This is a genomic window from Arenibacterium halophilum, assembly GCF_005938225.1.
In the GTDB taxonomy this organism is placed as follows: domain Bacteria; phylum Pseudomonadota; class Alphaproteobacteria; order Rhodobacterales; family Rhodobacteraceae; genus Arenibacterium; species Arenibacterium halophilum.
Genome location: NZ_VCPC01000004.1, coordinates 44,696 through 67,160, shown reverse-complemented (window position 1 = coordinate 67,160; position 22,465 = coordinate 44,696). Strand labels below are relative to the sequence as shown.

General features: G+C 64.9%; 22 protein-coding genes. 11 read left to right on the top strand and 11 right to left on the bottom strand.

The window, feature by feature from the left end; translation table 11 throughout:
- Positions 1-25: 25 nt before the first annotated feature.
- The 3 genes from FGK64_RS17230 to FGK64_RS17220 form a co-directional block, all read right to left on the bottom strand.
- Complete coding sequence (locus FGK64_RS17230) at positions 26-829, bottom strand: 3'(2'),5'-bisphosphate nucleotidase CysQ (RefSeq protein ID WP_138865099.1); 804 nt, start codon at positions 827-829, stop codon at positions 26-28.
- Positions 816-2,162: a TldD/PmbA family protein gene (locus FGK64_RS17225; RefSeq protein ID WP_138865098.1), complete on the bottom strand. Its 1,347-nt coding sequence runs from the start codon at positions 2,160-2,162 to the stop codon at positions 816-818. The genes FGK64_RS17230 and FGK64_RS17225 overlap by 14 nt, the downstream gene beginning before the upstream one ends.
- Before the next feature lie 120 nt (positions 2,163-2,282).
- A complete protein-coding gene (locus tag FGK64_RS17220; RefSeq protein WP_138865097.1) occupies positions 2,283-3,809 on the bottom strand; it encodes a DUF2125 domain-containing protein in 1,527 nt (508 codons plus the stop codon).
- Positions 3,810-3,956: 147 nt separating this feature from the next.
- On the opposite strand from FGK64_RS17220, the gene FGK64_RS17215 reads away from it, so the two are divergent.
- Positions 3,957-4,568 carry an enoyl-CoA hydratase/isomerase family protein gene (locus FGK64_RS17215; RefSeq protein ID WP_138865096.1) on the top strand — a complete coding sequence of 204 codons (612 nt, stop codon included), beginning with the start codon at positions 3,957-3,959 and terminating at the stop codon, positions 4,566-4,568.
- Here the strand turns inward: FGK64_RS17215 and FGK64_RS17210 are convergent, their stop codons facing one another.
- Positions 4,569-4,859 carry an HNH endonuclease family protein gene (locus FGK64_RS17210; protein WP_138865095.1) on the bottom strand — a complete coding sequence of 97 codons (291 nt, stop codon included), beginning with the start codon at positions 4,857-4,859 and terminating at the stop codon, positions 4,569-4,571.
- A 77-nt stretch (positions 4,860-4,936) separates the two neighbouring features.
- Between FGK64_RS17210 and FGK64_RS17205 the strand changes: the two genes are divergently transcribed.
- Positions 4,937-6,130, top strand: a complete 1,194-nt coding sequence (locus FGK64_RS17205) for a TIGR03862 family flavoprotein (protein WP_138865094.1) — start codon at positions 4,937-4,939, stop codon at positions 6,128-6,130.
- Here FGK64_RS17205 and holA read toward each other — a convergent pair.
- The 4 genes from holA to FGK64_RS17185 form a co-directional block, all read right to left on the bottom strand.
- Positions 6,127-7,149, bottom strand: a complete 1,023-nt coding sequence (holA, locus tag FGK64_RS17200) for a DNA polymerase III subunit delta (RefSeq protein WP_138865093.1) — start codon at positions 7,147-7,149, stop codon at positions 6,127-6,129. The two genes, FGK64_RS17205 and holA, sit on opposite strands and share 4 nt — an antisense overlap.
- On the bottom strand, positions 7,146-7,655 hold the full coding sequence (gene lptE, locus FGK64_RS17195) for an LPS assembly lipoprotein LptE (RefSeq protein ID WP_138865092.1): 510 nt from the start codon (positions 7,653-7,655) through the stop codon (positions 7,146-7,148). The genes holA and lptE overlap by 4 nt, the downstream gene beginning before the upstream one ends.
- A complete protein-coding gene (gene leuS, locus FGK64_RS17190; RefSeq protein ID WP_138865091.1) occupies positions 7,642-10,242 on the bottom strand; it encodes a leucine--tRNA ligase in 2,601 nt (866 codons plus the stop codon). The genes lptE and leuS overlap by 14 nt, the downstream gene beginning before the upstream one ends.
- Before the next feature lie 134 nt (positions 10,243-10,376).
- On the bottom strand, positions 10,377-10,898 hold the full coding sequence (locus FGK64_RS17185) for a DUF3576 domain-containing protein (protein ID WP_138865090.1): 522 nt from the start codon (positions 10,896-10,898) through the stop codon (positions 10,377-10,379).
- Positions 10,899-11,132: 234 nt separating this feature from the next.
- Between FGK64_RS17185 and FGK64_RS17180 the strand changes: the two genes are divergently transcribed.
- A complete protein-coding gene (locus FGK64_RS17180) occupies positions 11,133-12,284 on the top strand; it encodes a porin (RefSeq protein WP_246057806.1) in 1,152 nt (383 codons plus the stop codon).
- Between the two features lie 109 nt (positions 12,285-12,393).
- Positions 12,394-13,047 carry a YggS family pyridoxal phosphate-dependent enzyme gene (locus FGK64_RS17175; protein ID WP_138865089.1) on the top strand — a complete coding sequence of 218 codons (654 nt, stop codon included), beginning with the start codon at positions 12,394-12,396 and terminating at the stop codon, positions 13,045-13,047.
- Here the strand turns inward: FGK64_RS17175 and FGK64_RS17170 are convergent.
- Both FGK64_RS17170 and ribA read right to left on the bottom strand, forming a co-directional pair.
- On the bottom strand, positions 13,044-13,559 hold the full coding sequence (locus tag FGK64_RS17170) for a L,D-transpeptidase family protein (RefSeq protein ID WP_171054126.1): 516 nt from the start codon (positions 13,557-13,559) through the stop codon (positions 13,044-13,046). The two genes, FGK64_RS17175 and FGK64_RS17170, sit on opposite strands and share 4 nt — an antisense overlap.
- On the bottom strand, positions 13,556-14,644 hold the full coding sequence (gene ribA / locus FGK64_RS17165; protein ID WP_138865088.1) for a GTP cyclohydrolase II: 1,089 nt from the start codon (positions 14,642-14,644) through the stop codon (positions 13,556-13,558). The genes FGK64_RS17170 and ribA overlap by 4 nt, the downstream gene beginning before the upstream one ends.
- 161 nt (positions 14,645-14,805) lie before the next feature.
- Here ribA and FGK64_RS17160 point away from each other — a divergent pair, with 161 nt between their 5' ends.
- The 5 genes from FGK64_RS17160 to FGK64_RS17140 all read left to right on the top strand — a co-directional run bounded on the left by FGK64_RS17160 (position 14,806) and on the right by FGK64_RS17140 (position 18,519).
- Positions 14,806-15,489, top strand: coding sequence for a response regulator transcription factor (locus tag FGK64_RS17160; RefSeq protein ID WP_138865087.1), 684 nt, complete (start codon positions 14,806-14,808; stop codon positions 15,487-15,489).
- 395 nt (positions 15,490-15,884) lie between these two features.
- Positions 15,885-16,673, top strand: a complete 789-nt coding sequence (locus FGK64_RS17155) for an exodeoxyribonuclease III (RefSeq protein ID WP_138865086.1) — start codon at positions 15,885-15,887, stop codon at positions 16,671-16,673.
- An 83-nt stretch (positions 16,674-16,756) separates the two neighbouring features.
- Positions 16,757-17,668 carry a thioredoxin gene (gene trxA, locus FGK64_RS17150; RefSeq protein ID WP_138865085.1) on the top strand — a complete coding sequence of 304 codons (912 nt, stop codon included), beginning with the start codon at positions 16,757-16,759 and terminating at the stop codon, positions 17,666-17,668.
- Positions 17,669-17,695: 27 nt separating this feature from the next.
- Complete coding sequence (locus FGK64_RS17145) at positions 17,696-18,337, top strand: LON peptidase substrate-binding domain-containing protein (protein ID WP_138865084.1); 642 nt, start codon at positions 17,696-17,698, stop codon at positions 18,335-18,337.
- Positions 18,334-18,519 (top strand): Trm112 family protein, encoded by a 186-nt coding sequence (locus FGK64_RS17140; RefSeq protein ID WP_138865083.1) that lies wholly within the window; start codon positions 18,334-18,336, stop codon positions 18,517-18,519. The genes FGK64_RS17145 and FGK64_RS17140 overlap by 4 nt, the downstream gene beginning before the upstream one ends.
- Here FGK64_RS17140 and FGK64_RS17135 read toward each other — a convergent pair.
- Entirely contained in the window at positions 18,516-19,742 is a 1,227-nt protein-coding gene (locus FGK64_RS17135) for a UbiH/UbiF/VisC/COQ6 family ubiquinone biosynthesis hydroxylase (protein ID WP_138865082.1), read from the bottom strand. The genes FGK64_RS17140 and FGK64_RS17135 overlap by 4 nt on opposite strands.
- 87 nt (positions 19,743-19,829) lie before the next feature.
- On the opposite strand from FGK64_RS17135, the gene FGK64_RS17130 reads away from it, so the two are divergent.
- Together FGK64_RS17130 and FGK64_RS17125 are read left to right on the top strand one after the other, a co-directional pair.
- Positions 19,830-21,158, top strand: a complete 1,329-nt coding sequence (locus FGK64_RS17130; protein ID WP_138865081.1) for an amidase — start codon at positions 19,830-19,832, stop codon at positions 21,156-21,158.
- 108 nt (positions 21,159-21,266) lie between these two features.
- Positions 21,267-22,463 (top strand): aminotransferase class I/II-fold pyridoxal phosphate-dependent enzyme, encoded by a 1,197-nt coding sequence (locus tag FGK64_RS17125; protein ID WP_138865080.1) that lies wholly within the window; start codon positions 21,267-21,269, stop codon positions 22,461-22,463.
- The last annotated feature ends 2 nt before the right edge of the window (positions 22,464-22,465 follow it).

Here is a 22,465-nt window from a genome sequence, read left to right as displayed (position 1 = left end):
GATCCTACGGCGGCGCGGGGGCGCGTCAAGTTCGCGGGTTGTCGCGCTTGGGCGGTTTCAGCGCGGTTGCGATGCTGGCGTGAATGTCGGGCCCTGCCGCGATCAGCCCGTTCTGCATCGGATGCGGATTGTTGAACACCAGCGCTGCGCCGCTGCGGTCGGTACAGGCGGCACCCGCCTCGCGCAGGATCAGGTCTCCGGCGGCGATGTCCCACTCCCAGCAGGGGCGCAGCGTCAGCATCCCGTCGAACCGGCCCTGCGCCACCAGCGCCATGCGATAGGCCAGCGAGGGGCGATAGGCGTGGCGAAAGGCGGGCGTACGGTCGCCCTGCCAATGTTCGCGGGCCAGGGCGGGGCGGGTCGTCAGGATCTCGGCCTCGGCCAGCCCGTCGGGGCGGCTGGGGGCGATGGATGCGCCGTTGCATTCCGCGCCTGCGCCGCGCGCCGCCGAATACAGCAGATCCCGTTTCGGCAGGTAGATGACAGCGGCGGTGACCACGCCGCGTTCGGCCACGGCAATCGCATGTGCCCAGGAATCCGACCCCTCGGCAAAGCTGCGCGTGCCGTCGATCGGATCAATGATGAAGACCTTTTCGCGCGTCAGACGGTCGCCGGTGTCTTCGGTTTCCTCTGACAGCCAGCCATAGTCGGGACGGGCCGCGCGCAGCGTGTCGTGCAACAGATCGTTCACCGCAATGTCGGCCTCGGTAACCGGGCCGGCGCCATCGGGCTTGTCCCATCGGCGCGCGGTCTTGCCCGCGAACCCGGTGGCAACGGTTCCGGCGGCGCGCGCGGCCTCGATCAGCAGGGGCAGATCACTGGCCGGCAAGCGTCATCCCTTCGACCAGCAGCGATGGCACGACCCGCGACAGCCACGCGCGCGCATCGTTGGCGGGGACGAATCCGGCCAGCATGTCGTTCAGGTTGCCCGCGATGGTGCATTCGTTCACCGGATAGGCGATCTCGCCGTTTTCGACCCAGAATCCCGAGGCTCCGCGCGAATAATCCCCGGTGTTGGGGTTGATCGTGGACCCGATCAGCGACGTCACCAGCAGGCCGGTGCCCATGTCGCGAAGCAGGTCGGCGCGGCTGGCGGTGCCTTGCGTCAGTTCGATGTTCCAGTTCACCGGCGACGGCAGCGAAGAGGTCCCGCGCGCGGCATTGCCGGTGGGCGCCATGCCCAGCTTGCGCGCGCTCGACAGGTCCAGCGTCCAGCCGGTCAGCACGCCATCGTCGACAATCGCGCGGCGGTGTGTCGCCAGCCCTTCGCCATCGAAGGGGCGCGAGCCGGAGCTGCGCGGGCGGTGCGGATCCTCGATCAGCGACAGGCCCTTGGGCAGAACCTGTGCCCCGATCTTGCCGGTCAGCCAGGACGACCCGCGCGCCACCGAGGCACCGTTGGCCGCGCCCAGCAGGTGCCCGATCAGCGAGCTGGCGATACGTTCGTCAAACAGCACCGGATAGCGCCCGGTTGCGGGTTTGCGCGCGTTCAGCCGTTCCACCGCGCGGGCGCCGGCCTGTTGGCCGATCTCGTCTGCCGCGCGCAGGTCGGACTGGAAAACGCGCCAATCGCCGTCGTGGTCGCGTTCCATCCCGGTGCCGGTGCCTGCGATGGCGACGCAGGACAGTGACCTGCTGGTGCGTTCGTAGCCGCCGGAAAATCCGTTGGTACCCGCGATATAAACACCATGGCGGCCGTACCCTGCATCGGCGCCCTGCACCTGCGTGACGCCTTGAACCGCCAGCGCGGCGGCCTCGGCGGCGGCGGCATCGGCCAGCAGCGCCTCGGGCGCTGGTTCGTCGGACGGGTCGGCCAGTTCAAGCGCGGCGGCGCTGATGTCGCGGGCGAGTTGGTCCGGGTCGGCCAGACCGGCGTGCGGATCCTCGGGGGCTTCGCGGGCCATTGCCACGGCGCGTTCGGCCATATCGTCCATCGTACGCTCGGACACATCCGAAGCCGAAACGATGGCCTGCCGCCGCCCGATCAGAACCCGCAGCCCGATATCGACACCTTCGGCGCGTTCGGCATGTTCCAGCACCCCGTTGCGTACGTCGATCGACAGAGAAGTGCCGCGCATCGCCACTGCATCGGCATGGTCGGCCCCGGCCTTGCGGGCCCGGGACAAAAGCGCATCGGTCAGGGCGTCAAGCGGTTCGGTCATCGGGGCTCTGTTCCTTTGGGATGCCTCCGAGGTAGCGGCCCAACCGCATCGCCGCAAGGGGCGAAACCGGAAAGGGCCGCAGCAAGGCGGCCCGTTTCCCCTGTCATGGCGCGGCGTCGCCTATTTGATCCGCTGCCCGTTGGCGAGGATGTTCCCCGCCTCGTTGATCTCGATTGTCGATTTCAGGCTGTCCGGCCCGTCGCCCGGTACGGCGATCATGCCCATCATCATCCGCGCGCCCATCGCATCCTGCTGCGACACCAGCCCCATCTCGATCAGCTTGTCGATCAATGCGTTCGCGCCGGTCAGCGCCAGATCGACCTTGCCGGTCGGCTTGGGGATACCGTTGAACGACGCCATATCTGAGCTGTCGAAGGTAAAGGCGCCATTGCCCGACAGATCGGCCCCCACGGCCGAGACCTTGAGATCGTTGATCTGCAGGCTTTCCAGATCGGCGGGCATCGCGCCCGACATACCGGCCTTGCTCGCCTGTTCCGGGTCCATCATGTCAAATAGCAGCGCCGCTTTGCCTGTCAGATCCAGCGCCACGGTGGCCGGGTCTCGGGGCAGCTTGCCCGAGGGGTCGAACATGCCCCAGATCATGTCGGACATGGTGAAATCGCCCAGCGTCAGCCCCAGCGCGAAATCCTGCGGCTCTTCCGTCTTGGCGGTCGGGAAGGCCAGTTTCAGCGCCGCGCGCGCCATTTCGAACGACACGGGGAACGGCATTTCAGGCGCCGCCACCGTCACCTGCATCGCGTTGGCCGCCACGTCGTAGGCAAGACTGTCGCGGGTCATGGCAAAGCGCAGCTCGCCCCCCTGCGACGCGCTTGACATGGTGAAGGCCTCGCCGTCTCCAACGCCGTCGATGTTGGATTTGCCTGCGCCATAGGTGAACCCGCCGTCGACCGTGAACCCGGCGTCCAGCATCGCCTTCATGGTCTGGGTGTCCATCTGTGCCGGAATCGTGCCGCGGGCGTCCATCGTCAGATCGGTCAGCCCTCCTGTCATCGTACCCCCGTCGTCCGATGTCGGGTCGTCAAAGCGGAAATCGTAATCGACCGAGGCGATGGTGAACGTCTGGTCAATGTCCCGCATCGCGCCGGTCTTCATGGTCGCCGTGCCGTCGCTGGCACCCAGGGTCACCTTGACCGAGACAGCCTCGGGCGGGATCGGGCGGCCATCTTCGGCAAGGTCCGCGAGAGTCATTTCCAGGGAATCCCAAGCGTGGACATAGGTCAGGTTCGACGGATCGCCCGAGGCCTCGAGCACCATACCGGTATGATTGATGACGATGTTGCCGCTGCCGACAGTTTCCGCACCTCCAGCCTCGACTCCGCTGACCGAAATCACCAGCGGATTCGGATAGCTGACCGACACCTTGCCGGATCGTCCGGTCAGGTCGATCGATGGGATCTGCATGTTGATGGTCGCGTCTTCGTCGGGAATCTGCAGGGTCAGCTTCAGGTCCGAAACGGTTAGCGTGTCGCCCGATGTCGCCTCTTGCGCGGATACCTCGTATCCCGAAGACGCCAGGTAATCCTTCCAGTCGGTCCAGACCTGTTGCGGGGTCAGATCCGCATGGGCGGCCTGCGCGGCCAGGATCAGGCCCAGGCTGGTTGCGGTGCGTCGAAAAACGGCTGTCATCGTCTCAATACCTTTCGTTATGAATTGGGCGACATGGTCGGCATTGGCCGGAGGTGCGTCAAGGGGGCAAGGTTGCCGATGCAATGCCTACCCTTCGCCCGCCCCTGCGGGTAGACAGAGGGCGCACAGCGCAGAAGGGAAACGGGCATGATCCAGCTGGAACGCGACGGGGATTTGTGGGTGGTCACGCTGGACCGCGCCGACAAGGCGAATTCGGTGACCGAGGCGATGCTGGAGCGGCTGATCGAGATCGCTGATCAGGCGCAAGAGGCGCGCGGGGTCATCCTGACCGGCGTGGGCCGCGTGTTCAGTGCCGGCGCCGATCTGGACGAGGTGGCCGAGAAGGGGCTGGCGACCTCGCCCTTGTGGGAACGGCTGTCGCAGGCGATTGCCGATCTGCCGGGGCTGACGGTCGCGGCGCTGAACGGCACGCTGGCGGGCGGGTCCATCGGCATGGCGCTGGCCTGCGACCTGCGCATCGCGGTGCCGGGAGCCAAGGTGTTCTATCCGGTGCTGAAACGCGGTGTGCGCCCGCAGCCCTCCGATCCGGCGCGCATGGCGGCGCTGATCGGCCCCGCACGCACCCGGCTGATCCTGATGGCGGGGCAGAAGATCACGGCGGAAGAGGCGTTGATGTTCGGCATGATCGACCGGATCGTCGAGCCCGAGGCGTTGGTGGACACCGCCCGCGAATTGCTGGCGGATTCGCTGGCGGCCGACCCCGCGCTGGTGCGGGACATCGCGGCGCTGTGCCGATGACTACCGCCGCTTGCCCGGAATGCGCGAGTTGAATCCGGGCGGGCGTTTCCTGACCCAGCGGATGAAGCGATCCAGCCGGGGGTGGGCACGCAACGCCTCGACCGTCGCGTAATCGCGCGCCAGTTCGGTTTCGCTTAGCGTCGCGTGAATTTCGCGGTGGCAGATATGGTGCAGCAACACGACCGGCCCGCCCTTGCCGCCGCGCAGCTTCGGGATCAGGTGGTGCTGGCTTTGCGGCACATCCGGCGGGATCGGGCGGCCGCACAGCGGGCAGGTGGGGAACTCGGACATCGCGCTTGCACCTTGGCGGGTCGCGGGGCACACCTTGGCCCGGCCCATTTCAGACCCTGACCCAAGAGGCACCGGCCATGCAAGACGACAACAGCCCCATCGTGGTGATCGGCGGCGGCCCCGCCGGGCTGATGGCGGCCGAGGTCATCGCCGCCGCAGGCCAGCCCGTTCTGGTGGCCGAGGCCAAGCCGTCGCTGGGCCGCAAGCTGCTGATGGCGGGAAAATCCGGGCTGAACCTGACGAAATCCGAATCGCGGGATGTTTTCGACGCGGCTTATGCCGAGGCCGCGCCGTGGCTGTCCCCGATGCTGGATGCCTTTGGTCCCGATCAGGTGCAGGACTGGGCGCGCGGGCTGGGCGTCGATCTGTTCACCGGCACGTCTGGCCGGGTGTTTCCGATGGCGATGAAGGCCTCGCCGCTGTTGCGCGCATGGAGCGCACGCTTGGGTTCGGCCGGGGTGGAGTTTCGCACCCGCTGGCGCTGGGCGGGGTGGGACGAGTCAGGCGCGTTGACGTTCGACACCGCGCAGGGCCGCGAAACCATCACCCCCGCCGCGACGGTTCTGGCGCTGGGTGGAGCAAGCTGGGCGCGGCTGGGGTCCGACGGCGCATGGGCCGGGCTGCTGGCGGCGCGGGGCGTGCCGCTGGCGCCTTTCGCCCCTGCCAATGCCGCGCTTGCGGTCGATTGGTCGCGCTTCATGGGGCCGGTGCTGGGCACACCGATTAAAGGCGTGGCGTTCCGCTCGGGCGCCTATACCTCGCGCGGGGAAGGGGTGATCGCCGCCAAGGGGCTGGAGGGCAGCGGGATTTACGCCGTCTCGCGCGGGGTGCGCGAGGGCCATATGCTCAGCATCGACCTGATGCCCGATGTGCCCCTGCCCGAAATTGCCGCCCGGCTGGCGCGTCCGCGCGGAAAGACCAGCCTGTCGAACCACCTGCGCAAGGTGCTGTCCTTGTCGCCCGCCAAGGCCGCGTTGCTGAATGAATTCGCCCGGCCGCTGCCCAACATGCCCGAGGTGCTGGCCGCCACGATCAAGGGGTTGACGGTGCACCACGCCGGCCTGCGCCCGATTGACGAGGCGATTTCAACCGCCGGGGGCGTGCCGCAGGCGGCGCTGAACGATCACCTGATGCTGCGCGCCTTGCCGGGGGTGTTTTGCGCGGGCGAGATGCTGGATTGGGAAGCGCCGACAGGGGGGTATTTGCTGACCGGCTGCCTTGCCACGGGGCAGGCGGCGGGGCGGGGCGTGTTGCGCCACCTGGGCATTTAGCGGCGGATCATCGCCAGACGGATCAGCGCGCGTTCCATCACCGCCATCGCCGGGGCCGTCTGTCCGGCCGAGCGCAACAGCAGGTCGGTATCGGTCAGCTCGGTCAGGGCCTTTTGCAACTGGTCCGCGCTCCACAGCCGCGCCTGCTTCATCACCCGGTCGCGGCGTTGCCCGAACAGCGGCGGGCGCAGCCGCCCGATGCCTTGCCCCGGGCCGCCGGGATCAGAGGCCACCACATACAACATCCGGAAATGCCGCGTCGCGCCGATGCACAGCGTCGTCGGGTTGGTGCCCTGCGATTGCAGGCGGCGCAGCAGCGGGCCAATCTCGCCGCTGCGGCGTTCGGCGACCACGTTCAGCATGTCGTCCAGCGCCGCCTCGGTCGAGCGGGGGGCGCAGGCGTCGATATCCTCGGGCGTCAGCGGCGTGGAATCGCCCCGCTTGTACAGCGCCAGCTTTTCCATCGTCTGCGCGAAATCGCCGGGGCCAAGTTCGCCGGCCAGACCGACCAGCGTGTTCATCGCGTCCTGTGGCACATCCGTCAGCCCGGCAGTGGACAGGATGCGTTCGATCTCCTGCCGGTCGGGCGGGTCGTCATAGATGCCGACCGCATAGGCATTGCGGTGGGTTTCAAACATCTTGCGCAGCTTCGACGTGGCCTTGAGCGTGCCCGCCGTCACCACGATCTGCGCATCGCCCGGCTGCCAGTCTTCCAGCGCGGCCTGACAGGCGGGCGCGGCCAGATCGTTGGCCCCGTCGATGAACACGGCACGCGGACCGGGGAAAAAGCCGACCGCCTTCACCGCGTCCAGCAGCGCGGCGGGTTCGCGGCGCAGCTCTCCGGCCTCGATCCGGGACAGGCGCATTTCCTCCTCGGCGGATTTGCCCAGTAGCGCGGCCAGCACCTGCTGACGTTTCAGCGCCACGCGCATCGTGTCGGCGCCATAGATCAGGATGCCGGTCTTGTCGGCCTCGGGGCGCGCGAAATAGCGGTCGGCGTCACGAGTCGACAGTTTCATCCGGCCATGTCCGAGCGGATTTCATCGCTCATATCGGGGATGGTATAAAGCCGCGTCACCAGCATTTCCGCCAGAATCCGCATCAGCCGCTCGCGCGCGTCGGTTTCGGCGGCCAGCGTGGCGACGGTAGTTCCGGTGGCGGAATAGCCGGTGAAATTCTCGACCCGTCCGCGCGCGATTTCCTCGCCCGTGTCGGACCGCGACAGGACATAGCGCACGTCGCCCACCATGCTGAACCGCGTGATCGACCCGGCAGCGGTGATCGCCTGACCATCAACCGTGACCGTGGTGGTCAGCGCCAGATGAAACAGCGGCGTATCGGCCCGGCCCAGGCGCTGCTCCAGCTCGCGGACCAGAATATAGCTCTCTTCCGTGGCGGGCGCGTCGTATTCGACCTCGTTCGACAGGATCGACCCGGCACCGCCCGGGCCATAGACGGGCTGAAACCCGCAGGCCGCGACCAGCGTCAGGACAAACGCAACGAACAGGTGCCTAGATGACAACATTCACGATCCGGCCGGGGACAACGATCACCTTGCGCGGCGTTCCACCCGCCAGCGCCTTTTGCACAGGGTCGGATGCCAGCGCCTGTTTTTCAACATCTTCTTTCGACATATCGACCGGCACGCTGATTTCGCCGCGCCGCTTGCCGTTGATCTGGATCGGCATGGTCACGGTGTTGTCGCGCAGCATGTTGTCGTCGGGCGTGGGCCAGGGTGTTTCCACCACCAGCCCTTCGCCACCCAGCAGCGCCCACATTTCCTCGGCCAGATGCGGTGTCATCGGCGACATCAGCTGGGCCAGGATGCGCATCGATGTCCACTTCATCCGGGCCGAAGCCTGCGATTTCGACAGCGCGTTCACATAGGTATAGATGCGCGCGATGGCGGCGTTGAAGCCAAAGCTTTCGACACCCTTGGTCACGTCGTCGATCGCCTTGTGGGTGGCGCGCATCAACTCGTCATCCAGCGGGTTCATCCCCAGCTGCATGGAATCCATCAAATCCTGCAAGGACTTGTCCAGATCGCCCACGCCGGCGTCGCGCTGGTCGGCCAATTCGCGCGCCATGCGCCAGACGCGGGTCAGGAATTTATGCGCGGCTTCGGCCCCGGCGGCTGTCCATTCCACGTCGCGTTCCGGCGGGCTGTCGGACAGCACGAACCAGCGCGCGGTATCGGCGCCATAGGCCGAAATGATGCTGACCGGGTCCACGACGTTCTTCTTCGACTTCGACATCTTGGCCGAGGGAATGATTTCCACCTCTGTGCCGTCGGCCAGTTTGCCGTCGCTCACATCTTCCGGCAGGTGATAGACCGGGCGGCCCTTGGCGTCGCGGGTCTGGTATATTTCATGCGTTACCATGCCCTGCGTGAACAGCGCGTCAAAGGGTTCGCGGCTTTTGGCGGGCAGGTGGCCGGTGACGTTCATCGCGCGGGCAAAGAATCGCGAATACAGCAGGTGCAGAATCGCGTGTTCGATGCCGCCGATGTACTGATCGACGTTCATCCAGTATTCGGCATCGGCCTTTTCCGTCGGCGTCGCAGCATGGGGCGAGGTGAAGCGCGCGAAATACCACGACGAATCGACGAAGGTGTCCATCGTGTCGGTTTCGCGCTTCGCCGGTTTGCCACAGGACGGGCAGGCGCAGTCGCGCCACGTCGGATGACGGTCCAGCGGGTTGCCCGGAATGTAGAATGTCACGTCATCGGGCAGCTGGACGGGCAGGTTTTCCTTTTTCTCGGGCACCACGCCGCAATCGGCGCAATGCACCACCGGAATCGGGCAGCCCCAATAGCGTTGCCGCGACAGGCCCCAGTCGCGCAGACGGAACTGGGTCTTGCCCTGGCCCAGACCACGCGCCTCGGCCCAGTCGATGGTGGCGTCGATCGCCTCTTGCCCCGTCGCCTCGGTCACGCCGGCGGGCTGGTCGATCCAGCGCACCTTTTCGGTTTTCGGCGGGGTGAAGGCGGTGTTTTCCACGCGCGCGTCACTGTCCATCGCGACAAAGGTGTCGATCACCGGAAGGTCATATTTCCGAGCGAAATCAAGGTCTCGCTGGTCGTGCGCCGGGCAGCCGAAGATGGCGCCGGTGCCGTAATCCATCAGGACAAAGTTCGCGACCCAGATCGGCAGCGTGCGGCTGTCGTCCAGCGGGTGGCGCACCGTCAGCCCGGTGTCGAACCCGCGCTTTTCAGCCTTTTCCATCGCCGCTTCGGTGGTGTCCATTCGGCGGCAATCGGCGTTGAAGGCGGCAAGGTCGGCGTTGTCCGACTCCAGCGCCTTTGACAGCGGGTGATCGGGGGAAATCGCCATGAAGGACGCACCCGCCAGCGTATCGGGCCGGGTGGTGTAAATCTTCAGCGTGTCATGCCCATGCGCCGGGGCGCTCAGCGTGAATTCCATTTCCAGACCGCGCGACTTGCCGATCCAGTTTTCCTGCATCAGCCGCACCTTGGCGGGCCAGTTGTCGAGCCCGTCGAGCGCCTCGAGCAGTTCCTCGGCCATGTCGGAAATCTTGAAGAACCATTGCGTCAGCTCGCGCCGTTCCACATCGGCGCCCGAGCGCCAGCCCTTGCCGTCGATCACCTGTTCGTTGGCCAGAACCGTCATATCGACCGGATCCCAGTTCACCACGGCGTTCTTGCGTGTCACCAGACCGGCGTCGAGCATATCAAGGAACAGCGCCTGCTGCTGGCCGTAGTATTCCGGGTCGCAGGTGGCAAATTCGCGCGACCAGTCGATCGACAGGCCCAGCGGCTTCATCTGGGCGCGCATGTCGGCGATGTTGTTGTAGGTCCAGTCCTTGGGGTGGCCGCCGATGGCCATGGCGGCGTTTTCCGCAGGCATTCCAAAGGCATCCCAGCCCATCGGATGCAGAACGTTGTGCCCCGTCGACATCTTGTAGCGCGCCACCACGTCGCCCATGGTGTAGTTGCGCACATGCCCCATGTGAATCCTCCCCGAAGGGTAGGGAAACATTTCAAGCACGTAGTACTTGGGCCGCGATTCGTCGCGTTTGGCGGTGAATACGCCCAGCTTGTCCCAGGCGGCCTGCCATTTCGGTTCGATGTCAGCTGCCGAATATCGCGACATGTCGTGTCGTCCCTTCAAAGTCAAAACGCCGGGCGGCGGCCCGGCGCCGTGATACTGCCAAGGGGCAGGGGATTCCAGCCCCGCCCTTCTGTTTGCACGCCCTTATCGACGCAGGTCTAAACCAGACCTGTAACTCAAAGCTTGCGATCGCGGATTCGCATCTGGCGGGCGCGGGCAAGAATGGCATCTTCCACCGCGCGCACGGTTCCCGCGCTGACCGAGCCGCCCTGACCCTGCAGCGAAACGTTCAGCGAACGGGCATCCAGCGAGGGGTCGCGCACATGCACCGTCGCCCGATAGGCGCGCCCGCCGCCCGGAGGCGTGCCGTAGCCGGTGATGATAACGCCGGTGAACGGGTCAACCGATTGGACCGGCAGGAAGTTCAGCACATCCAGCGTTGCCGCCCAGATATAACGGTTCACGTTCACCGTCTGGTCGTTGCGGTTGGGGCCGAAGGCATCCCAGATCGACGACTTGGCGTATTTACGCGCGTTCGCGCCCGGTTCCACCAGGGCGCCGCCTTCTTCATGGGCTTCGCCCACGACGACACGGCCGAATAAACCGCCGCTCCGATCCGCCCTGCGTGACCCGCATGCCGCAACCCCGGCGCAGAGTGTGAGAATCAGCAGAACCTTGATGGTCTTTGGAAGCGTCATGACATATTCCCGGCCAAACCTTTGGCGAATGTCCTAAACAAGCCCACCATAACGGGCAAGACCTATGTGAATCCGCCTTGTTTTCGCAGATTCCGACTGGGGGTGGATTTGGCCCTCTATATAGGACTCATGCCAGCCCGGGGCGCTCTGCGCGGGAACGGGCAAAAGCCTAGTATCTCTGGCACCTTGGCAGGACTGTGGCAAAGCTGCATCAATGTCCACGACTTTGCCACAATGGCCGCGCCAAGCCTTGCAAAACATCGGCCAAAAGAGAAAAACCCGTTTCATACCCACACCGGATTCCCCGGTTTGGGCGTATGTTTTGAAACCGAGGGAAAAACTATGAAAAAGGTTCTCTTCGCAACGACTGCGCTGATCGCGACCGCGTCGATGGCAGCAGCCGATGTGCGCATCAGCGGTTACGGCCGTTTTGGTCTGGACTACAACGATCGTAACTCCAACAAGATCACCGACCCCAACTACAACGGTATCTCGGAAACCACGATCACCAGCCGTCTGCGTCTGCAGTTCGACATGTCGACCGAAACCGACGGTGGCGTGACCCTGGGTGCTCGTTTCCGTGCACAGGCCGAAAGCCGTGACAACGCCCCCGGTGGTGCTGTGTTCAACGGCGCACGCTTCTACGCAAGCGTTGGCGGCTTCACCCTGGGTGTTGGCAACATCATCGGCGCCATCGAAGGTATGCCGGGTCTGTACCTGGAAACCAAGTCGGCCGGTATGGGCATCGACGGTGCTGGCTTCCACAGCCTGGTGACCAACGTTGCAGCTAACGTTGCTGGCCAGTTCTTCAACTGGGATGCGTACTCGTCGGCTGGCGTTGGCGCGAACGGTCTGGAAGTTCTGTACTCGGCTGGCGCCTTCGGCGGCCACCTGTCGTACAGCACCGACAACGACACCGTCGTTGGTGGCGTGCGCACCGCAATTGGCGGCGACCGCATTGCTGTGAACCTGTCGTACACCTTCGGTGACTGGACTGCCGCTCTGGGTCTGCAAGACTCCGACACCATCGGTGAAGACAAAACCGTTCTGACCGTTGCTGGTAAACTGGGCCAGTTCGGCGTTCGTCTGGCCTATGCCGACAACGACGGCATCGACAAGTTCGGCATCTACGGCAACATGGACATCGGCGCAGCGTCGAACATCCTGCTGTTCGTGACCTCGGAAGACGCAGCTGACGCCGGTGCAATCGCACAAGGCCGCGACAACCGTGACGTTACCGTTGGTAACGACCGCGGTGGCGAAGGCGAATCGTACGGTATCCACTACTCGTACGACCTGGGTGGCGGTGCTTCCTTCGAAGCCGGCGCTGTCAAGTCGTCGAACGACCAGACTCAGGTTCAGGCCGGTGTGTTCTTCACCTTCTAAGGTGGGCAACATAACGCTTGATGCGTGAATTTGGGCGGGTCTTCGGACCCGCCCTTTTCTTTTTGCGCCCGCTGGTGTTTGTCTGTCTCCACCGAACTCAGGGGGCATCATGGCGCTGGACGATATCAAATCCCGCATCGCGGCAGCGGTCGAGAAAGCCGGGCGCGCGCCGGACAGCGTGACACTAATCGCTGTCTCCAAAGTGCAGCCCGACGCCCGCGTGCGCACGGTGCTGGAGCAGGGCCACCGCAGTTTTGGCGAAAACAAGGTGCAGGAAGCCGCCGGAAAGTGGCCCGCCTTCCGCGAGGAATTCGATGGAATCGACCTGCACCTGATCGGGCCTTTGCAAACCAACAAGGCGCGGCAGGCAATGGAGCTTGCGCAGGCGATCCACTCGCTTGACCGGCCCAAGCTGGCCAACACGCTGGCGCGGCTGGCACAGGACACCGGCGCCTGTCCCGATCTGTTCATTCAGGTCAATACCGGGGAAGAACAGCAGAAGGCCGGGATTCTGCCCGCCGATGCCGATGCCTTCGTGGCCGAGTGTCGTGGGCTGGATCTGCCGGTTCGCGGTCTGATGTGCATCCCGCCCGTGGATGAGGAACCATCGCTGCATTTCGCGCTGCTGGCGAAGATCGCGGCCCGCAACGGCCTGTCGGGCCTGTCGATGGGGATGAGCGGCGACTTCGAATCGGCCATCGCACTTGGTGCCACTCATGTGCGCGTCGGCTCAGCCATCTTTGGCGAGCGTGTCCCGGGCTAAACGCGTCCGATCAGGGCCTCTGGCACGGTGATTTCGGCGCCCGGGGGAAGGGCGCGCGCCACGCGCAACAGATCGGCGCGGGCAAAGGCGATGCAGCCCTCGGTCGGATAACCGGGGCGGCGCCACTGGTGCAGGAAGATCGCCGAACCCCGCCCCGGCACCGCATGCGGCCAGTTCCAATCGGTCAGCAACACAAGATCATACATTGGGTCACCCCGGCGCAGCCGTTCGTGGCTGAACCCGTGCGGCGCGCGGACAAGGTGATTATAGTCCGGGTCTGCGCCCCCGTCAGACCACAGATCGCGCGGCCCGATGGCGCGCGCCCAGGGCAGGGGGCGCGCCATCCGGTCGGGCCGGTACAGCGCGCCCACCACCGTCAGCACCCCGGCCGGGGTCGCCCCATCGCCTTCTCGTTTGTCGCCGCGCACGCCGCCTTTGCCGATGGTGCAGGGAATCAGCCGCCGCCCCAGCCGCAGCCCGCCCGGCGTCAGCACCGCGCGCGGTACACTCACAACAAATGCCCCGATTTCGCGGCCTTCGTGGCCAGGTAGGCGCGGTTGTGTGCACCTTCGCCCACCTTCAGCGGCACCCGCTCGGCCACGTGGATACCGTTCTTTTCCATCATCGCAATCTTGGCCGGGTTGTTCGTCAGCAATCGGACCGAGGAAAACCCAAGCTCCGACAGGATCGACGCGCCAATGCGGAAATCACGCTCGTCATCCTCGAACCCCAGTCTGTGGTTCGCTTCGACCGTGTCAAACCCCTGATCCTGCAGGGAATAGGCGCGCATCTTGTTGGCCAGCCCGATGCCGCGCCCTTCCTGATTGAGGTACAGCAGAACGCCCGCACCTTCTTCGCCCATCCGGGCCAGCGCAGCGCGCAGCTGCGGGCCGCAATCGCATTTCAGGCTGCCCATCAGGTCTCCGGTGAAGCAGGCCGAATGCAGCCGCGCCAGCACGGGTTTCGCGCGATCCGGTCGCCCGATTTCAATGGCGTAATGTTCTTCTCCACCGTCATCCGGGCGGAAAATGCGCAGCCGGCCTGCTTCGGACACTTCCATCGGCAGCCGCGCGCTCACCACCTCGGCCAGGGGGGCGGCACTCTCAAGCAACGGTGCGGCCTGATCCAGCCGGATCAGAGTAAGCCCATGTTCGGCGGCAAAGCCGGGGCCGTCGACAGGCAGAACCAGCGCCGCAGGGAGAAGCCTCGCCGATTTCGCCAGTCGGATGGCCAGGCCATGCAATTCCGCTCCGCCGTCGCGTTGGGTTTGCAACGGCCCTTTCATGGGGGATGACAGATCGTCAGCCGGATCTGCGACGGAAACGATCCAGCTCAAGTCTGCGCTGGCCGGAACAACCACGCGGGCCAGATCGCCGTCATAGGCGCGTGCCTTCAACGTTTCTGCGCGCCGTGCCGTGATCGCCAGCACCATCTGACCGCCCAGCGCGCGGACATCCGCCAAACGCCCGGTCGCCAGGGTTTCCGCCGCGCAGGCCAGAACGCACTGCCCGTTCCCGGCCAGCACCACAGGCACACCCATGCGCAGGTCGGCCCGCGCCCGCGCCAGCCGTTCGACAATGTCAGGAGACAGGCTCATTACATCTACCCGGAAAAGCAACGCGCCCTTCCTACGGTGAAAGTGTCGCAATGTGAAACATTTACCGCCGCTCAGACACGAGCGCGTGAGGGGCTTGCAGCATTTGTTGTCGGAACCAAACAGTCGCTACATCTCTTACTCAAAACAGGAGGTGGCATCGCATGCAACTCAAGAAGCTATTACTGGTCGACGACGACGAAGACCTGCGCGAAGCGCTGAGTGAACAGTTGGTCATGACCGAAGATTTCGATGTGTTCGAAGCCTCGGATGGCGCGTCGGCGATGGAGCGGGTCAAAGACAGCCTGTTCGACCTCGTGATCCTCGACGTTGGCCTTCCCGATACCGACGGGCGCGAATTGTGCCGCCTGATGCGCAAGCAGGGCGTCAAGTCACCGATCCTGATGCTGACGGGTCACGACAGCGATGCCGACACCATCCTCGGTCTGGATGCGGGCGCCAACGATTACATCACCAAGCCTTTCAAATTCCCGGTGCTTCTTGCGCGCATCCGTGCCCAATTGCGCCAGCACGAACAATCCGAGGATGCTGTGTTCCAGCTGGGGCCCTACACGTTCAAACCGGCCATGAAGCTGCTGGTGACCGAGGATGATCGCAAGATCCGCCTGACGGAAAAGGAAACCAACATCCTGAAATTCCTGTACCGCAGCAGCGAAGGCGTCGTCGCCCGCGATGTGCTGCTGCACGAGGTTTGGGGATATAATGCTGGCGTCACGACGCACACGCTGGAAACCCACATCTATCGGTTGCGCCAGAAAATCGAACCCGACCCGTCGAATGCCCGCCTTCTTGTCACGGAAAGCGGTGGCTACCGGCTGGTCGCATAAATGCCATTCTTTGTGATCAACATTACAGTAACGAATCGCTGTTATGCATCACAGTGAACCTATCCCGCGCATGTCCGGGTCATGACATGCATCCTCCCTGTTGGACTGGCCGGGCCACGCGCCCGGCCTTTTTTCATTTGTAACGCCTGGACCGACCCGCTCCAAAATCCCGCTTCGCGGGATGCCTCCGGCGGGGATATTTTGCCCCCAAAGAAGCAGAGGGCCATTTTGGCTTCACCATTCCCGAAATACTCCGGGGGAGTCCCGCAGGGACGGGGGCAGCGCCCCCTCATTCCTATCGCCGCCTTCCAGTGCCGGTTCAAATCGCTTGCCTTCCGGGTTTCGCCTGTTGCGACCTTCCGATAGGGTCACGCGACATCCCAAAGGAGTCGCCGATGCCCTTCACGCTTGCCACCTGGAACATCAACTCGGTCCGCCTGCGCGAGCCCATCGTGCTGAAGTTGCTGGCCGAAGAGGCGCCCGATGTCCTGTGCCTGCAAGAGTGCAAATCCCCGATCGACAAGATCCCGCTGCAGGGCTTTCACGCGTTGGGCTACACCCACATGATCGGGCGCGGGCAGAAGGGCTATAACGGGGTCGCCATTCTGTCGCGTCTGCCGATCGAAGAGGTGGGCGCCGCCGATTATGCCGCGCTGGGCCACGCGCGCCACATCGCTGGGCGGCTGGAAAACGGCGTGACCATCCACAACTTCTATGTTCCTGCTGGCGGCGACGTGCCCGACCGCGAGGTGAACGAGAAATTTGGCCAGAAGCTCGATTACCTGACCGAGATGCGTGATGCCTTTCACGCGGACGCACCGGAAAAATCCATTCTTGTCGGCGACCTGAACATCGCCCCGCGCGAAGATGATGTCTGGGATCACAAGAAGCTGCTGAAAATCGTCAGCCATACACCCATCGAGGTCGAGCATCTGGCGCAGGCGCAGGATGCGGGCAAATGGGTCGATGTGACCCGCGCCGACATTCCCGATGGGTTGCTCTATTCCTGGTGGTCCTACCGCGCGCGCGACTGGGACGCGGCCGACAAGGGGCGGCGGCTGGATCATGTCTGGGCCACGCCTGACATTTCCGGCGCTGCGCATTCCAGCCGCGTGTTGCGCGATGCCCGTGGGTGGGACAAGCCCAGCGATCATGCGCCGGTCTTTGCCACCTTCGATCTTTGATGCTTCGGCCCCAAGGTCTTTGACATCGGGGCCACGCGGGCACATATGGTTGCCCAGATGCACACAGGACACGGAATGCCGCGATGGAACTGAATCTTGGGGCCGCCCCCGCCGACGATCTGATCAAGGACACCACCGAAGCAACGTTCATGGCCGACGTGGTTCAGGCTAGCCAGGATGTGCCGGTTATCGTGGATTTCTGGGCGCCCTGGTGTGGCCCCTGCAAGACGCTTGGCCCGATGCTGGAAGACGCGGTGCGCGCCGTGCGCGGCGCGGTCAAGATGGTCAAGGTCAACGTGGACGAGGCGCAAAACATCGCGGGGCAGCTGCAAATCCAGTCGATCCCGACCGTCTATGCCTTCTACAAGGGCCAGCCGGTTGACGGGTTTCAGGGCGCGCTGCCCGGGTCCGAGGTGAAGGCTTTCGTGGATCGCGTGGTCAAGCAGGGCGGGGGCGAGGCGCCGGGCGATCAGCTGGCCGAGGCGGTCGAAGCCGCCGAGCAGATGCTGGAAGAAGGCGCCGCGGTGGATGCCGCCCAGACATTTGCCGCCATCCTGGGCGAAGATCCGGCCCATGCCGGGGCCTATGGTGGCCTTGTGCGCGCGCATATCGCGATGGGCGAAATCGACAAGGCCGAGGCGATCCTGAACGGCGCGCCCGCTGAGATCTCGAAAACCGCCGAGCTGGAAGCCGCGCACGCCCAGATCGAACTGGCGCGGCAGGCGGCCGATGCGGGCCCCGTGGCCGAGCTTGAGGCCGCGGTGGAGGCCGATCCGGCGAACCTTCAGGCCCGGTTCGATCTGGCGCAGGCGCTTTATGCCGGGGGCCGGGTGCAAGAGGCGGTAGATCACCTGCTGGACCTGTTCCGGCGTGACCGCGAATGGAACGATGGCGCAGCCAAGGCGCAGCTGTTCACGATCTTCGAGGCGCTGAAACCGAACGATCCGGTTGTTCTGAACGGGCGCCGCAAACTGTCGTCGATGATATTTGCCTGAGGCCGTCTGGGGGCTAGATTGAACCTTATGATCCAGCCCGCCGATCTGCCTGACACGATCCCTGTGTTCCCGCTGCCCGGGGCGCTTTTGCTGCCCCGGTCGCGTTTGCCGCTGCACATCTTTGAGCCGCGCTACCTGCAGATGTTTGAAGACGTGCTGAAGACCCGTGACCGGCTGATCGGCATGATCCAGCCCGCGCCGCGCCCCGGACATGACGACGCGCTGCACAGCATCGGCTGCGCCGGGCGCGTCACCCAGTTTTCCGAAACCGAAGACGGGCGCTATATGATTACGCTGGCCGGGGTCTCGCGCTTTCGGGTTCAGTCGGAGGTTGACGGGTTCACGCCCTACCGCCGCTGCGATGTGGCCTGGGGCGGGTTCGAACGTGACCTGGGCAAGGTCGAGCACGACAAGGGGTTCGACCGCACGGTATTCTTTGCCAAGCTGCGCCGGCTCTTCGAACAGCGCCAGATGGCGACGGACTGGGATACGCTGGACGAGGCAGAGGACGAATTGTTGATCAATTCGCTGTCGATGCTGCTGGATTTCCCGCCCGAGGACAAACAGGCCCTGCTCGAGGCGCCCTCGCTGACCACGCGGCGCGAAACGCTTGTGACCCTTATCGAATTTGCCCTGCGGGGCGCCAATGATGGAGATATCTGGCAATGACCGAGCCGGATGCAAGTTTCGACCGCCGCATGCTCGAGGCGCTGATCTGCCCGCAGACTCATGCCACGCTGGAATATGACGCCGCCGCGCAGGAACTGATTTCCAAGCCCGCCGGACTGGCCTTTCCCATCCGCAACGGGATTCCGGTGCTGCTGATCGACGAGGCGCGCGAGCTGGACTAGGCCGGTTGGCCCTGCATCAGGCGCGGTAGATCTCCGGTCAGGCCGGCGGCCTCGCGGATGAACCCGCGCCGCAGGCCCGGGGCTGCGCCGACAAGGCCCATTCCAATGTCACGCCCGAGCCGCAGCAGCGGGTTGTCGTTTGAAAACAGCCGGTTGAACGTGTCCGTCGCCATCGCCAGCGCGGCGGTGTCGAACCGGCGCCATTGTGCGTAGCGGTCCAGCACCGGCGCGGTGCCAATGTCTTCGCCCCGGCGTTTTGCCTCGGCAAGCACCTCGGCGAGCGCGGCAATATCGCGGAACCCTGCGTTCAGCCCTTGGCCCGCGATCGGGTGCAACCCATGCGCCGCGTCGCCCACCAGCGCCACGCGGTTCGCCACCAGCCGCTGCGCAAGGCTCAGCCCCAGCGGATAGGAAAACCGCTGCCCGTCCAGAGAAATCTCGCCAAGGAAATCGCCGAACCGGGGGCGCAGCGCCGCAAGGAACGCGTTGTCGTCCGCCTGCATCAATGCCTTGGCGCGGGGTGTCTCCTCGCTCCAGACGATCGAACTGACATTGCCGGGCAGCGGCAAGATTGCCAGCGGCCCCGAGGGCATGAAAAACTGATGTGCAACACCTTCGTGAGGACGCTCGTGCGCCACGGCGCAGACCAGCGCGGTTTGCCCATAGCCCCAGGCTGTGCGCCGAATCCCGGCGCGGGTGGCGGTGCCGCTGCTGCGCCCGTCCGCGCCAACCAGTACACGGCCTGACAGCTGGCGCCCGTCGGCCAGGGCCGCCGTCACGCCGCCGGGCGTCGTCTCTTGCGCCACGACCTGCGCGCCGTTGATCTGCGTCACGCCAGGCGCATCGTCCAGAGCCTGCATCAGTGCGCGGCGCAGGAACCTGTCTTCGATGACATGGCCCATCGGGCCTTCTTCGATCTCGGCATGGTCGAACTGCATCGCGAAGGGTGACGGCCCGGCGCCCGCGTGCCCGTCGCTGACCGCGATCTTCAGCATTGGTTCGGCATGGGCGCGCAAATCAGACCACAGCCCAATGGCGCCCAGCATCCGGCAAGAGGTCAGCGCCAGCGCATAGGCGCGCCCGTCAAACCCGGGATCGTCGCGCGTGTCGCGCACCATCGCGTCGATTACGGTCACTGAAAACCCGGCCTGCGCCAGCGCAAGGGCCAGCGCGGGGCCATTCAGCCCGCCGCCCACGATCAGGATATCGCTATGATCTGCCATGCGCGCAATATGGCGCTGCAATCGGGATTGTCCATGCGCATTGCGGTCGCTACCGTCCGCGACAACGGGAATGAAGGAGTGAACGCGATGCAGGACTGGCAGAAGATGACGGCGGCAGAGCTGGGACGCGGAATCGAGGCAGGCCGGATCGACCCGGTCGAGCTGACCGATCACTTCTTGTCTGCCATCGACGCTCACGAATTTTCCCCTCGCATTTATGCCCGCCTGACGCCTGAACGCGCCCGCGCCGAGGCGCTGGCCGCCCGCGAACGTGCCGTCATCGGGTTGCGCCGGTCGCCCTTGGACGGCGTGCCGATATCGTGGAAAGACCTGTTCGATACAGCCGGAGTCGTGACCGAGGCAGGGACCAACCTGTTGAAAAGGCGCACGCCCGACCGTGATGCCGTGGTGCTGCGCAATGCCACGATGGCGGGCACCGTCTGCCTTGGCAAAACCCACCTGAGCGAGCTGGCGTTTTCCGGCCTTGGCTTGAACCCCAGCACCGCCTCACCGCCCTGTGTGAACAACCACGACGCGGTGGCAGGCGGGTCGTCTTCCGGTGCGGCAACCTCGGTCGCCTTCGGGCTGGCCCCGGCGGCGATCGGGTCCGACACCGGCGGATCGGTCCGGCTGCCTGCGGCGTGGAACGACCTTGTCGGGCTGAAAACCACCTCGGGCCTGTTGTCGCTGGACGGGGCGGTGCCGCTGATCAACGAATTCGACACCGTTGGCCCGCTGACCCGCAGCGTGGAAGACGCCGCGTTGCTGACGGCAATCATGGGCAACCGTGCCGCACCCGACCTATGCGGCGCGTCGTTGAAGGGGCGGCGCTTTGCAGTGTTGACCACCATCGCAATGGACGATCTGGCCCCAGAACCGGCCGCCGCTTTTGCCAGCGCATTGGATCGGCTGCGCGACGCGGGTGCCGAGATTTCCGAAATCGACCATCCGGCGGTGTCGGACAGCATGGCGCAAAGCCTCGTGCTCTACAGTGGCACCGCCTATGGGATCTGGCGCGACGCGATCAAGGCCAACCCCGATGCCATGTTCCACCAGATCCGCACCCGGTTTCAGAAGGGGGCGGATTTCACCGCCGACGATCTGTCGGCCGCCTGGCAGGTTGTGTATCGCGCCCGCGCGTCGTGGGCGCAGGCCGTGGCCGGGGTGGACGCGGTGCTGCTGCCCGCCTCTCCGATCCTGCCGCCCGATCACGACAGGCTGCTGAGCGATCACGCCTATTATGAACAGGCGAACCTGATGGCCTTGCGCAACACGCGGATCGGGAACCTTCTGGGGGGCTGTTCCCTGACACTGCCCACGGGCACGCCCAGCTGCGGGCTGATGATGATGGCCCCACCGCTGGCCGAATCCGCTTTGCTGCGCCTTGGGGCCGCCGCCGAACGCGCCTTGGCCTAAAAACCACAAACCGGCCCTTGTGGTGCCAAGCTGTCTGGACGGGGCGTTGCGCGGCGGCTAACTTGCCACGCAAACGGGGCGCAACGACCCCGATCCGAGGCAGTTTTGATGAAGTTTCCCGAGCGGTTTTCGAACCTACCGGCCTATGCGTTTCCGCGCCTGCGGTCGCTGTTGGACGCCCACGCGCCCGGCGGCGATGTCGTGCACATGACGATCGGAGAGCCGAAACACCAGTTTCCCCAGTGGGTTGGCCAGATCATCGCCGACAATGTCGCAGGCTTTAACAGCTATCCGGCGAACGATGGCACGGACGAATTGCGAGGTGCTATCACCGATTGGATCGCGCGCCGCTATGGCGTGACGCTGGACCCGGCGCAGAACGTGATGGCGCTGAACGGCACGCGCGAGGGGCTGTATAACGCCGCCATGGCGCTGTGCCCGGAAACCAAGAATGGCGCGCAGCCGGTCGTGCTGTCGCCGAACCCGTTCTACCAGGTCTACATGATCGGCGCGATTTCGGTCGGCGCGCAGCCAGTCTTCGTGTCCGCCACGGCCGCAACCGGGCATCTTCCCGATTACACCGGCCTGTCGCCCGAAGTGCTGAACCGCACTGCCGTGGCCTATATCTGTTCGCCCGCGAACCCGCAGGGGGCCGTTGCCTCGCGCCAGTATTGGACCGATCTGCTGGCATTGGCCGAGCAATACGATTTCCGAATCTTCGCCGATGAATGTTACTGCGAAATCTACCGCGACACGCCGCCCATCGGCGCGCTGCAAGTCGCGCAGGAACTGGGCGCCGACCCTGAGCGTGTTCTGTCGTTCCATTCGCTGTCAAAGCGGTCGAACCTGCCGGGGCTGCGGTCGGGGTTCGTGGCCGGTGGCCCGAAATCCATCGCCGCGATGAAACAGTTGCGCGCCTATTCCGGTGCACCGCTGCCGGGACCCTTGCAGGCCGCCGCCGCCGCCGTCTGGGCGGACGAAGATCACGTGCGCGAGAACCGCGCGCTCTATCAGGAAAAATATCGCGTGGCCGATGCGGTCATGGCAGGCGTTCCGGGCTATACTGGCCCCGAGGCCGGATTCTTCCTGTGGCTGCCGGTGGCAAACGGCGAACAGGCGGCGCTGAAGCTGTGGCAGGAGACCGGGGTAAGGGTTCTGCCGGGGGCCTATCTGGCCCAGGGCGCACCGGGGCAAAACCCCGGCGAAGGATTTATCAGGGTCGCCATGGTGGCCCCAAAGGACGACATGGAGCGCGCGCTGATCACGCTGCGCGAGTGTCTTTATAATCAGGTAGACCGAGGGTAGGC

What these genes read in the sequence shown, in the direction of transcription:
- FGK64_RS17225 (WP_138865098.1), bottom strand. Translation starts at nt 2,162, where the DNA reads ATGACCGAACCGCTTGACGCCCTGACCGATGCGCTTTTGTCCCGGGCC.
- FGK64_RS17220 (WP_138865097.1), bottom strand. Translation starts at nt 3,809, where the DNA reads ATGACAGCCGTTTTTCGACGCACCGCAACCAGCCTGGGCCTGATCCTG.
- FGK64_RS17215 (WP_138865096.1), top strand. Translation starts at nt 3,957, where the DNA reads ATGATCCAGCTGGAACGCGACGGGGATTTGTGGGTGGTCACGCTGGAC.
- FGK64_RS17210 (WP_138865095.1), bottom strand. Translation starts at nt 4,859, where the DNA reads ATGTCCGAGTTCCCCACCTGCCCGCTGTGCGGCCGCCCGATCCCGCCG.
- FGK64_RS17205 (WP_138865094.1), top strand. Translation starts at nt 4,937, where the DNA reads ATGCAAGACGACAACAGCCCCATCGTGGTGATCGGCGGCGGCCCCGCC.
- holA (WP_138865093.1), bottom strand. Translation starts at nt 7,149, where the DNA reads ATGAAACTGTCGACTCGTGACGCCGACCGCTATTTCGCGCGCCCCGAG.
- lptE (WP_138865092.1), bottom strand. Translation starts at nt 7,655, where the DNA reads ATGTTGTCATCTAGGCACCTGTTCGTTGCGTTTGTCCTGACGCTGGTC.
- leuS (WP_138865091.1), bottom strand. Translation starts at nt 10,242, where the DNA reads ATGTCGCGATATTCGGCAGCTGACATCGAACCGAAATGGCAGGCCGCC.
- FGK64_RS17185 (WP_138865090.1), bottom strand. Translation starts at nt 10,898, where the DNA reads ATGACGCTTCCAAAGACCATCAAGGTTCTGCTGATTCTCACACTCTGC.
- FGK64_RS17180 (WP_246057806.1), top strand. Translation starts at nt 11,133, where the DNA reads ATGGCCGCGCCAAGCCTTGCAAAACATCGGCCAAAAGAGAAAAACCCG.
- FGK64_RS17175 (WP_138865089.1), top strand. Translation starts at nt 12,394, where the DNA reads ATGGCGCTGGACGATATCAAATCCCGCATCGCGGCAGCGGTCGAGAAA.
- ribA (WP_138865088.1), bottom strand. Translation starts at nt 14,644, where the DNA reads ATGAGCCTGTCTCCTGACATTGTCGAACGGCTGGCGCGGGCGCGGGCC.
- FGK64_RS17160 (WP_138865087.1), top strand. Translation starts at nt 14,806, where the DNA reads ATGCAACTCAAGAAGCTATTACTGGTCGACGACGACGAAGACCTGCGC.
- FGK64_RS17155 (WP_138865086.1), top strand. Translation starts at nt 15,885, where the DNA reads ATGCCCTTCACGCTTGCCACCTGGAACATCAACTCGGTCCGCCTGCGC.
- trxA (WP_138865085.1), top strand. Translation starts at nt 16,757, where the DNA reads ATGGAACTGAATCTTGGGGCCGCCCCCGCCGACGATCTGATCAAGGAC.
- FGK64_RS17145 (WP_138865084.1), top strand. Translation starts at nt 17,696, where the DNA reads ATGATCCAGCCCGCCGATCTGCCTGACACGATCCCTGTGTTCCCGCTG.
- FGK64_RS17140 (WP_138865083.1), top strand. Translation starts at nt 18,334, where the DNA reads ATGACCGAGCCGGATGCAAGTTTCGACCGCCGCATGCTCGAGGCGCTG.
- FGK64_RS17135 (WP_138865082.1), bottom strand. Translation starts at nt 19,742, where the DNA reads ATGGCAGATCATAGCGATATCCTGATCGTGGGCGGCGGGCTGAATGGC.
- FGK64_RS17130 (WP_138865081.1), top strand. Translation starts at nt 19,830, where the DNA reads ATGCAGGACTGGCAGAAGATGACGGCGGCAGAGCTGGGACGCGGAATC.
- FGK64_RS17125 (WP_138865080.1), top strand. Translation starts at nt 21,267, where the DNA reads ATGAAGTTTCCCGAGCGGTTTTCGAACCTACCGGCCTATGCGTTTCCG.